9 protein-coding genes and 1 tRNA gene are annotated in these 11765 nt (G+C 39.1%); 3 read left to right on the top strand and 7 right to left on the bottom strand.

Annotation, left to right across the window (positions count from 1 at the left end; translation table 11 throughout):
• Positions 1–27: 27 nt before the first annotated feature.
• Together M886_RS10940 and M886_RS10935 are read right to left on the bottom strand one after the other, a co-directional pair.
• Positions 28–1302 carry a COG1361 S-layer family protein gene (locus tag M886_RS10940; protein WP_015412715.1) on the bottom strand — a complete coding sequence of 425 codons (1275 nt, stop codon included), beginning with the start codon at positions 1300–1302 and terminating at the stop codon, positions 28–30.
• Between the two features lie 136 nt (positions 1303–1438).
• Positions 1439–2830, bottom strand: a complete 1392-nt coding sequence (locus M886_RS10935) for an alanine/glycine:cation symporter family protein (protein ID WP_048051171.1) — start codon at positions 2828–2830, stop codon at positions 1439–1441.
• 377 nt (positions 2831–3207) lie between these two features.
• Here M886_RS10935 and M886_RS10930 point away from each other — a divergent pair, with 377 nt between their 5' ends.
• Positions 3208–3612: an ACT domain-containing protein gene (locus M886_RS10930; protein WP_048051715.1), complete on the top strand. Its 405-nt coding sequence runs from the start codon at positions 3208–3210 to the stop codon at positions 3610–3612.
• Positions 3613–3699: 87 nt separating this feature from the next.
• On the opposite strand, the gene M886_RS10925 is transcribed toward M886_RS10930, so the two are convergent.
• From M886_RS10925 to nikR, 4 genes are all read right to left on the bottom strand, one after another.
• Positions 3700–4878: a calcium/sodium antiporter gene (locus M886_RS10925; protein ID WP_048036372.1), complete on the bottom strand. Its 1179-nt coding sequence runs from the start codon at positions 4876–4878 to the stop codon at positions 3700–3702.
• A 153-nt stretch (positions 4879–5031) separates the two neighbouring features.
• On the bottom strand, positions 5032–5547 hold the full coding sequence (locus M886_RS10920; RefSeq protein WP_048036374.1) for a GNAT family N-acetyltransferase: 516 nt from the start codon (positions 5545–5547) through the stop codon (positions 5032–5034).
• 266 nt (positions 5548–5813) lie between these two features.
• On the bottom strand, positions 5814–6383 hold the full coding sequence (locus tag M886_RS10915; RefSeq protein WP_011034569.1) for a GNAT family N-acetyltransferase: 570 nt from the start codon (positions 6381–6383) through the stop codon (positions 5814–5816).
• 231 nt (positions 6384–6614) lie between these two features.
• A complete protein-coding gene (nikR, locus tag M886_RS10905) occupies positions 6615–7037 on the bottom strand; it encodes a nickel-responsive transcriptional regulator NikR (RefSeq protein ID WP_015412709.1) in 423 nt (140 codons plus the stop codon).
• Positions 7038–7752: 715 nt separating this feature from the next.
• On the opposite strand from nikR, the gene M886_RS10900 reads away from it, so the two are divergent.
• Positions 7753–8496, top strand: a complete 744-nt coding sequence (locus M886_RS10900; protein ID WP_015412708.1) for a peptidylprolyl isomerase — start codon at positions 7753–7755, stop codon at positions 8494–8496.
• A gap of 150 nt (positions 8497–8646) precedes the next feature.
• Positions 8647–8731, top strand: a tRNA-Ser gene (locus tag M886_RS10895).
• Positions 8732–9836: 1105 nt separating this feature from the next.
• Here M886_RS10895 and M886_RS10890 read toward each other — a convergent pair.
• Entirely contained in the window at positions 9837–11075 is a 1239-nt protein-coding gene (locus M886_RS10890) for an acyltransferase family protein (RefSeq protein WP_048051170.1), read from the bottom strand.
• Between the last annotated feature and the right edge of the window lie 690 nt (positions 11076–11765).

Genomic DNA, 11765 nt, shown 5'->3' with positions numbered 1-11765 from the left:
TTTTCGTTTATCAAACAGGATTTACCTTTAGAGTTTACCTTTCTTTTTCAGGTAATAGAGCGCAACTGCAAGAACCAGAACTGCAGCCAGTATAAGCGGAACAGCACTGTCGCCCTTTCTGACAACATTAAATGTCAGATCCTCGCTGAGCCTGTGTTCTCCGAAATCGTCCTCATATTCAACAAGCAGGGTAACATTCTGTTCTCCGGACTTTTCAGGAATAAAGGTAAAAACTGCAGGGGCGTCATCGTCCTTATTAAGCCTTCCGAGAAAAGCATCTGTGCTGCCGCTTCCTTTAAGCCCTTCAAGCCTGGCTTTTACAAAACGGGCTTCTCCTTCTCCAACGTTTTCAAGCCTGAGGATCATGGAAACTTTCTGCCCTTTTTCAGGCATTTCAGGGTCGAATTTAAGGCTTGCAATATTAATTTTTGCCCTATTCAGCACATTTACCCCTATTTCCTGGGATTTATTAATCTGAAGGGTTTCAGCTTCGTTTGAGGCGGTTATGCGTAGAGGGATCCTGTAAGGCTGCACGCCTGCATTGCTCCCCAGGAGGAGCTTGAACGACAGGTTTTCTGAACTTCCGGCACTGAGGTTTTCAATGAAAAAAACATTGTCCTGCAGAGGGACCATTGGTAAAGAACTGTTGAGGTCCAGCATTATGCGGACATTTTTTGCATTTCCGTTCCCTGCATTTTTAACTTCAGTCCTGAGGTAGAATTCTTCCCCGGGTACGAGGGCTCCGGAAGAGGAATTTTCCCCGTTTATGGGAAAGATTTCCGTGCCTACAAGCACAAGGTCAGGGTTTCCTTCCACACGGATGGGAATTCTTCTTGAAAAGCTTGTTTCACTGCCATCTTTGATAGTAAATTCAAGCTGGTGAATGCCTGACCTGGCTCCGGAGTCAACATTGAAATGGAAATTCAATTCGATCTTCGACCGCTGCCTTATCTGTTCAATGTGAAAATTACGTTCTGTGTTTGTCCCGGAACCGTAAACCCCTGAGGTGCTGTATTTGAAGGTGAAAGGGGCAAGTTCTTCAATCCCTATTATTACATCTTCAGCAGGCTCGTCTCCGGTATTTTCAATATTGATTTTTATGAGCAGGTCTTCTCCGGGTCTTGCCGGATTTGGGGTAATTTCTCCAACTTCAACCCTGAGGTGGGTGTCTCCGGAGATTACAGCCGCGGATGCCGGAGGTGTCAAGAGGATAAATATCAACAGCATTACAGTTACAAAATGGAATCCTGTATTTCCCGCCTTCGAAATCCCCGGGTCTCTTCCTGGAAAGGTAAACTTCATGGCTAACAGTCCTTATCTGTTTAAATTTATAGGTAACAATCTCTTTACCTGATTTATAACCGTTACACTCTGTTTGCAACCTGTGTCAGGTTGTATTTTTCCCGGCTATATTTTCCTTACCAGGACTCTCAGAAATTCAATTTTTCGGCTCTGGACCTCTCAACTTCAGTTTTTCAAAATACTGTTCTGTCTCTGCCGCGATAACCTTCCTGAGCGCGAGGAGAGCTATCAGATTTGGAATTGCCATCAGTCCGTTTACGATATCTGCCAGAACCCAGATAACGTCAAGCGTGAGGAAGGCACCTGAGGAAACGATAAGAATATAAATTATTTTGTATGGAAGAATCCCTTTTACGCCGAAGAGGAATTCCGTACAGCGTTCCCCGTAATAATTCCACCCCAGAATTGTTGTAAAGGCAAAGAACATGAGCCCGACTGTAACGATATAGCCCCCGGTTTCCGCAAGTGATGTTGAAAAGGCATAGTTTGTCATGTACACCCCTGCGAGGTCCTCTGTCCAGGAATCTGTCATGATAAGCACTGTTCCAGTCATCAGGCAGACAACAATGGTGTCGAAGAAAGTCCCTGTCATGGAAATAAGGCCCTGCTTTGCCGGTTCCTTTACTTTTGCAGCTGCAGCTGCTATGGGAGCGCTCCCGAGACCGGATTCATTTGAAAAGATACCTCTTGCTATTCCCATCCTGACTGCAAGCATCACGCCCGCCCCAAGAAAGCCACCCCTCGCTGCAGTCCCTGTAAAAGCCGAACTTACTATCAGGGCAAAGGTTTCGGGGATTTTTTCAAGGTTCAGCGTGATAATCACAAGGCAGCCCAGCACGTAAGCCATTGCCATAAAAGGAACCACAAGCTGGGCAACAGCCGCAATCCTCCTGATCCCCCCAAGGGTTACAAAAGCTACAAACAGGCTTATGGCAAGTGCGCTCAGGACTTCGGGAATATTAAATGCGATTCTCGCAGAGTCAACAATAGCATTGACCTGTGGAAAAGTTCCTATCCCGAAAAGCGCCACGTTTACCCCGAAAAAAGCAAAAAGCGGGGCAAGAACCCTGCTGTATTTTTTGTGCTCAAGCCCGTTTTTGATATAATACATGGGACCTCCTGACATCTGCCCGTTTGCGTCCACAGTCCTGTATTTGACCGCCAGGAGAGACTCGGAGTACATGGTCGCCATCCCGAAAAAAGCCGCAAGAAACATCCAGAAAAGAGCCCCCGGACCCCCCACTTTTATAGCGGTTGCAACCCCAACTATATTTCCTGTCCCTATTGTTGCGGAAAGCGCGGTGCTGAGCGCGGCAAAACTCGATACATCTCCCTTAACCTCGATTTCAGCTTTCCGCGAGTTCAGGACGTACCTGAGTGCAAGAGGCAACCTGAAAACCTGAATCAATCCAAGGCGCCATGTAAGGAAAACTCCTGTACCAACAAGTAAAATAAGAAGAGGAGGACCCCATACAAATTCATCTATCTCTGTAAGGGTCTCAAGTAAGCCAGTATCCATCAGTTCCATTTAAGCTAGCCCCGGTTAAAAACAATGTTTGAAAGACAAGGATAAAAGTTTGACCATGGATTTAATTGACACTGAATCTAATTGACACTGAATCTAATTGACACTGAATCTAATTGACACTGAATCTAATTGACACTGAATCTAATTGACACTGAATCTAATTGACACTGAATCTAATTGACACTGAATCTAATTGACCGTAGACTAAATTGACTATGAATTTAATCTACAATGGATTAAAAGACGAATAACAATTTTAACTGAGTATTTATTAAAGCCTGGTCTAAAAGTTGATGCTAAAGATGGTTCTGATGCCCCCGAAACCATAAGTACTGAGAGAAATATGAAATAGAATGTCAGTAAAAAAGGAGCCCCTTATGGAAGAAAAAAAGCCCACATTAATTGTTCTTAAAGGCAGGTTTAACATTTTAAGGCTGGAAAAAGACTCTAAAATGCCTTCAGAAGTATTTGAGAGCGATTTCTTTTCAATTACGCGAACTCCCGACGAACTCTCAGTCGTCTTCCGGGAAAGCAGTGTTCAGTCAAGCATTCCTTCCGGCATCCGGGCTGAAAGAGGCTGGAGCTGCCTGAAAGTTGAGGGCCCCCTTGACTTCGCGCTTACAGGAATTCTTGCAGGAATCAGCAGTGCACTGGCTGAAAAAAGAATCAGCATATTTACTATTTCAACTTACGATACTGATTACATCCTGGTAAAGGAAACAGACCTGGAACGTGCATCAGAAGCCCTTGCAAATGAGGGCTATAAAATAAGAAGTCCCTGATGGGAACAGGACAAAAATATTTTCAACAATATTTTCTGTTTTTCAATCATCCGGTTCACTGCAGGGTACCAGATTCAGGGCAGCCTCTTATCCGAGGCGGAAGATAAAAACCATGAATCCGGAGTAAAGAAGGAAAAGGATAAGCCCTTCATGCCTTTTGATTCTCCAGCCCGTCCGAATAAACAGGAGCAGCAGCAGGCTGAAAACCAGCATAAAAGGGGTGATATAATACACGGCTGTTCCGGTTACCATGAGAGGCTGGACAAGCCCGGTACATCCAAGGATTAAAAGGGTGTTCGTAATATTTGACCCTATAACGTTTCCGAGAGCTATGCTGGCATAACCATTGCGGGCTGCAGAAACTGTTACCATAAGCTCAGGCAGGGAAGTCCCGACTGCAACAAGGCTTATACCGATAATAGTCTCAGGGACTTCCAGAAGAAGAGCGAAAAAAATTGACTTATCTATGAAGTATTTTGCCCCGATTATTATGGCAATTCCGCTTGCGATCAGTTTTGTAAACTCTTTTAAAAAGCTGCTTTCAGAAAGGCTTTCCGTTTCATATACAATCTCAGCTTCGTGTCCATCTTTAATACCGGAGAGAGTTTTATTTTCGGATAGGATATCCTCGCCCTTTTTGCCTCTCTTTTCATCTTTTCCTTCAGTTACTTCATAGCCCTCTTTAATGGCTACATTTATGCTGTTTTCATCTGTTTTTTCTCTGACACCTATTTTAAAAAGTGTTTTCAGATCGGAAATATACTCAAAAGTTATAAAATAAGTTATGAAATCTTTAAAGTATATGTCCTCATCGTGCTTTTTTACCTTGTCAAGCAGGAAAAGGATATAAACAAAGTATAGCAGGAGAAAAATAAATGCTTCAAACCTTGAAATCCTGAAATCCACAACAAAGAGTAAAAAAAGAAAGACTGAAAATAACATTATATAGCCGTCTCTTCTAAGCATTAACTCTTCAGTCTTTACATTGGAAAGAAGGGCAGCCGTGCTCACTATGAGTCCTATGTTTGCTATATTTGACCCGAGTACATTGCCTATAACTATCCCGCTCGCCTGTTCGAAGGAAGCGGTAAGGGATGAGGCAAGTTCGGGAACGGAGGTCCCTATCGAAACAAGAGTTAACCCTATTATAAACTCAGAGACTCCGAACCTTTTGGCAATCCAGGATGAGGACGTCACAAAAAGATCTGCCCCTTTTACAAGCAGCAGTAGCCCGCCTACAAGAATAAGGATGTCAATTAGGTACACACTGGAATGTGAAACCAAATTTTATTTAAATATATCCTCAGGTTAAAGCAGATAAGACTTCAGTCTGTAAAAAAACCACGGATTTAAGACTATAATATGTCACTGAACTTGAGACATGTGCGGGAAAGTATCGCCTTAGAAAATAAAGGTAAATCAGCAAACAAGTTTCAGTTCCATAACAAAGCATTTTTCACTCTGACCGCATATATCTTCGGTTTTCTGGACAATCTCAAAACCCATTTTTTCATATAATTTTATAGCGGGAGTATTCTCTACATTTACATACAGCAAGACAGAGCATATTCCATTAAGTTTCATTTCCTTTATGCTTTCTTCCAGAAGTTTTCTTCCGTAACCTTTACCCTGGAATTTTTTGCCGATTGCAATTGAATAAATTACGGATTTTTTTTTCAGTCCTTTTAAAGAAAATTCCGGTTTTAGATAGTATGCGCAGTAACCTGCAATTTTGTCCTGACTCTTAATCACGTAGAAGATCTTACTCAACTTTCTGGAGTATTTTATAAGACTTTCCTGATTCTTACCGTCAAATGCTTCTGCCTGAATCCTGAGAACCTCCGGAAGCATTGTTTCATCTACAGACACAATATTTTCCTTTATGGTGTTTTTCCATTTTTTGATAAGATGGGGCCCGATAATGTCACGCAGCACTCTTTGAATGCTTGCCAGGGTCGAGACAAATCTTACATAATTTACTGTAGAGCCTATAAAATCACCCTTAGTTGGAAAGTCAACTCGAGTTTTATTTAAATATATCTATTAAATTCTGAGCAGTTAATTAAAGCCGCAAAATATGTGATACAATAGCTAAAAATTACTACTATAAAAAGACCTATTGTATAAAATGTTTTCAGTAAAGATATCCATATTAGTACCTGTTATAAAAAGACTCTCTATAGAAATTCGTAAATACTGGCTCAAGCCAGTTTCAGTTCCATTTTATAGCATCTTTCTTTTTGCCCGCATATGTCTTTTATTTCTTTAATTATCGAAAAGCCTATTTTTTCATACAATTTTATAGCAGGGAGGTTATTTATATTCACATACAGGCAGATAGCTGATACACTGTTCATCTTCATTTCCTTTATACTTTCTTCCAGAAGCTTTCTTCCAAACCCCCTATTTCTGAATTCCCTATCAATCGCAATGGAATAGATTACGGATCTTTTCTCCAGTCCCGTAACCGAAAAATCCGGTCTCAGGTAATATATGCAATAACCTATTATCCTGTCCTGGCTTTTAATTACATAGAAAATTTTTCTAAATTTTTTTGAATATTTTAAAATTTCTCCCTGTCTTCCATATTCAAATCCTTCTGCCTGAATTCTAAGAATTTCTGAAAGCATTGTATCGTCGACAGTGTCGACATTTTCTTTTCCTATCTGCTTCCATCCTTTTAACAGCCATGAACCTGCTATACTCCAGAGTATATTGTTAAAACTTCTTAAATATACATCGGGCTTTGCGTGAATATTTATAAGACCCATATCTTTCTCCGGCGTATCGAATCTGGAAGGAATAAAATAAGCATGGAGATACAAAAGTCAGGTAGACTGGATATCGAAACTGAAACCCCCTTTTGATTCCGATCTGGCTGAAAAGTTCCAGAAAGCTGTATCATGACAGTGGCTGATACGAGAATTTTAATCAATCCCTGAAATCGGATGAGAGTGACTTTTAATTTACAATTATTCATTTTTCTCTTATTCATTTTTCTCTTATTCATTTTTCTCTTCAGGCACGGTTGTCAGTCTTGAATGCTTAACTCCTTTTATACTGAGGATTCTCTGGGCAAGATCTACTATTTGCTCTCCTTCTCCCTTCAGGATTATAACCTCAAAACAGAGATCTTCCTCCATATGGAAATGCACAGAAGAGCTTATCATATCCACGTATTCATGCTGTATCTCTGCCAGGGTACTTGTTACGCCTTTTTTTGAGCAATCGTATACAATCGAGATTGTTGCGTATCTAGAGCCTCTAATCTGCTTCATCCATTCATAGTGCTGGTTGTAAGTCCTTATTGCATCCCTTATCCCTTCCGAACGAGAAGAGTATCCCCTCTTCATAAGTGTTTTATCAAATTTGTCCAGAAGCTCCCCAGGGAGAGAAATTCCTATTCTCATAAGTTTTTTACCCATATACCCCTCCTGAAATGAAACCCCCTTTCTGTAAGGTTTTTACGGATTTGTTTATCCAACTGAATGAAAAAATACAAAAACATGCCCGGACAGACAAATCTGCTTTATATTTTCAAATCCCCAGTAAACATAATATTCAAGGATATATTTAATATTTTATTGCATTCAGAGACATAAAAATGAAGATAATGAATATAAGAGGACAAAAATAAAGAGAAAAAACGTAGCTGAGGACATAACCAGGTTCTGAAACTGATTTTATGTCCCGAAACAGAGTTATATAAAAAGAATGTTATAGAAAACTCAATTTATAAGGCACTGTAAGACACCTGAAAGAGCTGGCCAGAAAAACTTTCCGATCCATCTCCCCCTGCTCAGCAGTAACGAAAGAAAAATATCTGTGCCCCAGAAGGTAACTTTTAGGAGTAAAAATGAAAACGATTTCCTGAGCGGCATATAAATCAAAATTCTTTAATAAGTAACATTCAAATAGCTTTTAGTGGTTACGGATGCGGATTTAAGGGAGATTCATATTGAAATAATATTTTTGTAATGTCCAGCGAGGGCTGGAGTAGCCCTGTTGATCCCAAAAAGCTTATTAAAGCCAGAGTTCTATAGCGTGGAACGCGTTTACTTTGAAAATCCGGAATTTAACTATAAAGGATAATTTCCTTGCTCATCATGTTTAATTAATTCAATAAAAGAGTTGAGAATTATGGCAATCCAGAAAGGCGATTTCATAAAGTTAAACTACACAGGTAGGTTTGAAGACGGCAGAGTTTTCGATACAACAGACGAAGAGCTTGCCAAAAAGGAAGAGATTTTTAACCCCCGCGGACTTTACGGCGGAGATGTCGTTATTGTCGGGGCAGGCCACACCATTGAGGGACTTGACGAGGACCTTGAAGGAAAGGAAGCCGGTTACTCCGGTACAGTATCAATTCCGCCCGAAAAGGCATTTGGTCCTACCGATGCCAAGCTAATTGAGACCGTTTCCATAACAAAACTCCCGGACAGAAATGTTCATCCGGGCATGCCTGTGGAAATTGACGGCAGGCGAGGAGTCGTCAGCAGAGTAATCGGCCGCAGAGTCACTATAGACTTTAACAGCCCTCTTGCAGGTAAGACCGTTACCTACGAGTACACCATTGAAAAGCTCCTTGAAGAGGATGTGGAAAAAGTACAGGGACTTCTTGCCCTCTACACCGGTATTCGCGACATGGAAGTCGAGATAGCTGATGATGCCGCAAAGATCAATGTGCCCACTGGCCTGACCTTCAACCAGCGCTGGCTCATGGCAAAGAACAGGGTGGCATCAGAGCTCTTCAAGTACGCCGGTCTTAAAGAGGTCCAGTTTATTGAAAAACTCACAGCAGAAGCCGAAGTCCCTGCACCCGCAGAGCCTGAAGTTGAAGCTGAACCTGCCTCTGAAGAAGAACCTTCGGAATCCCAGGAATAAGCCTGTAAGTCCTTTAAAGAAAAGCGAAGAGTCCTTTCTCTTCGCAAATTTTATATATAATAATCAGGTTCTCTGTATACGCTCCTCGGAATGTCAGGGCAATTAGCCAGTTCCTATCCGGAAAGACAGGAGAACAGATCATTTCAATATGCTGAGGTAGCCAAGCGGACCACGGCGCCGGTCTTGAAAACCGGTAGCGCTACGCGCTACGGGAGTTCGAATCTCTCCCTCAGCGTAACTTTCTTTTTATCTCATTTTAAAGAATAACCTTTCCTGTTAGAAAATAACTATTCCTGCTAAAAAGGAACCTGCCTTATTCATCAAATTTAAACAGGTTACACTTCCTGAAAAAGCATAAGAATGATTCATGATTTTCTATTCTTCCCAAACTCCCTCAGATGTCCGGGCAAAAACTGCAAAAATGAAGGTTGCAGGAATATTGAGGTAATTCCAGTTCAGATCTGTTATTCCACTTGGATACATTGATTTATTGATTCGAAGCTGATGGATTTACTGCTGGTTTTATAAACGGCTTTTTGCAGTCTTCAATTTAAGATAATTATCAAGAAAATTATTTTTAGGATAATATGAAAATGTGAAAAATAATCCTGAGAAATTTCCATTTTCCAGTAACTGTAATAATTTTCTTGAAATAAAGATGAATGAAACCTGAATTCAGGGTAAGAGAAAAAAATGGATATCAAGAGTCAGGTCCTCTCTTGATACCCGGATATTTTCAGATCTGAAAATCCGTTTTTCTGTTTTTCCATTTTTCCATTTTTCCGTTTTTCTGTTTTTCCGTTTTTCCATTTTTCCGTTTTTCTGTTTTTCTGTTTTTCCGTTTTTTCAGTTATATATAACCTGTAATTTCTTAATTATTTTTATAATATTTAAAATTTTCTAATGAAGTAAAAAGGTGATTTTATTTAAAAGACCAAATCAAAATTGTCTCACAAATTCGGTTATACTGGTATTGCCGCCATTAAAAATAAACCAGGTAACTGGCATATTCAAAATCAGATTTTCAGAAGCTTTCTGAAAAATTCAGTTAAAAAACTTATTACAGTATTCTGGGAAAAATATATCATTTCACTGATATTATTAGTTTTAATTCTTAATATGAGATAATTATAGTTAACATTATAATATTTTTATAGTTTGTATTATAGCATTTTTATAGATTTTAGTATGATACATCTATAACAAATATTATAATATTTTAAAATTGATTCTTTCTATCCTTTTCATACACCTGTTTACGCTATTTTCTTATTTATTTCACTGACTCTATTTCCTCATTTCACTGACTCTATTTCCTCTATCGTTTTATTTGCTTGAATTCATAGCAAGTCCTTATGATACGATCTCTTCCCTGAATATTTCCTTGCAGAGAAATTAGTTTTCATGTTTAATTCTATTTTCTGGATATTATATGAGATGAAAAACAACAGAGGAATAGCCACAAACAGCATTAAAGCATCACGTAAAATTGGAGAGCTTATGAAATTGGTTCCAGAGTTCCACAGAGTAAAAAACGGCCTGTGGAATAGATAAACACAGTAAGAAGACGTGGCAATATTCGTAAAGAACGAACTCAAAGTGCCTGACAATTTATCATTTACATACCTGGTAGCAAGTGAATATTCAGAAATACAGAAGATTAGAATAAAAATATTGAGAAGTGCCAGATTTATGATAAATTCCAGTAGAGGCAGGTTGATACCCATCAAGCCCGCTATACTGCCCATTATGGACCCTACTGTGGAGGACCCTATTATCGCGCTGCCGGTGTCAATGGTAACGGAAATCCTGGGGTCCAGAAACATAGAACTTCTCAGCCCCAGAACAATCACCAGCACAAAGATTACAGGAAGAGCTGCCAGCAGAAGCCGGACAAAAGGTATCTTTCCAGGTAACTTTAAGGCTTTTTCAGACAGCCTTTCCCTGCATGTGAATACCCCAAACATAAAGACAAGGAAAAACATGAAAAAACGGTGATCAATAATATTGAAAGTTTTAGAGATTAAAAAGGAACAGAAGTATACAACAAACGAAGAGATCAGGATCTGTTCTGTACTCTTCGAATACATAATAATAAAAGGATAAATGGCATAGAAAATAACAATCAGGCCTACAAAATAGAGAGTTAACATTGGTGCAGCATAAGCCGGAGCGAGTAAAATCTGAAGCCCCAGAAAGTGTACGAGTATATTGTATGGGCTGAAAACATTCTCTGAATCAGGAAATACAAATCCCGAATCTAACCTGGAAGCAAATACGAAAAATACCATTACAAATACCGCAAGTGCAGCCCAGTAAAGAGGAAAAATTCTCAAAAGCCTTTTTTTATAAAAATCAAATACATCTTCTAGAGACCTTATCGAATGGTTGTTGTAGTATAACAGGTAGCCACTCATGAATATGAAAAGCCCCAGGCCCATATTCGCAAAATAAGGGTCAAAAGCATAAAGCATCAGTTTTCCATAGCTGGAAAACAAATAATTACTCAGGTGAGCCGGAATAATCATAATTATTGCTAACGCTCTTAAAAAGTCAAACGCAATTATTTTGTTTTTCATTTAGATCTGCCCTTCATAAGTTTTTGATAGTTCCAGAAGCTAATTTCAGGAAGAAATGAAGCCAATTAAAAGACCAGACAACGGTTTCAGGCTTTCATTTCGGCACATAATTAATATTAAGATATATAATAATTTTGAAATACAATCCGGCCGGAATAACAGGAAAGAATCAAATTTAAGATGATTTAAGGCAGACTTTTTGCAGTATTTAACTTATGAGTAGGCTAAAGGAGCTGATATTCCATATTAAAAGTATTAAAAAATGTATTTGAATAAATTGCCTTTTTGTATGCGTCGTCTGCCTGAAACGGATTAAAATTGCATAACTGGAAGTTATTTCCAATAAAAATTGTATCCAATTTCGCGAGCTATTACAGACTATATACAAAAACGAAAAAAGAAGAAAAGGTATTTAAAAAGGAAAAAGGATTTAATGAGTTATAATATGTGATGTCACATATTATTTGATGCTCTGTATTTTTTGTTTATTGTAGTGTTCTGTTTATTCTTCTCCCATTTCCTTCAGGAATTCCACATAATCTCTTTCAACTTCTTCGAGTTCATATTCCATTTTATATTCCCCCTTTAAGATATAAACAGTCTCGATTTAGTCTTTAACAGTCTTAATTTAGTTTTTTAGTCTATACACAGAATTATTCTTAAATGAATCTTACTTCATCCCCATTTTGA

It is taken from the genome of Methanosarcina soligelidi (assembly GCF_000744315.1).
Classification (GTDB): Archaea; Halobacteriota; Methanosarcinia; order Methanosarcinales; family Methanosarcinaceae; genus Methanosarcina; species Methanosarcina mazei.
Note: the sequence above shows the minus strand (reverse complement) of the source record. Positions and strands in the feature narration are given on the sequence as shown.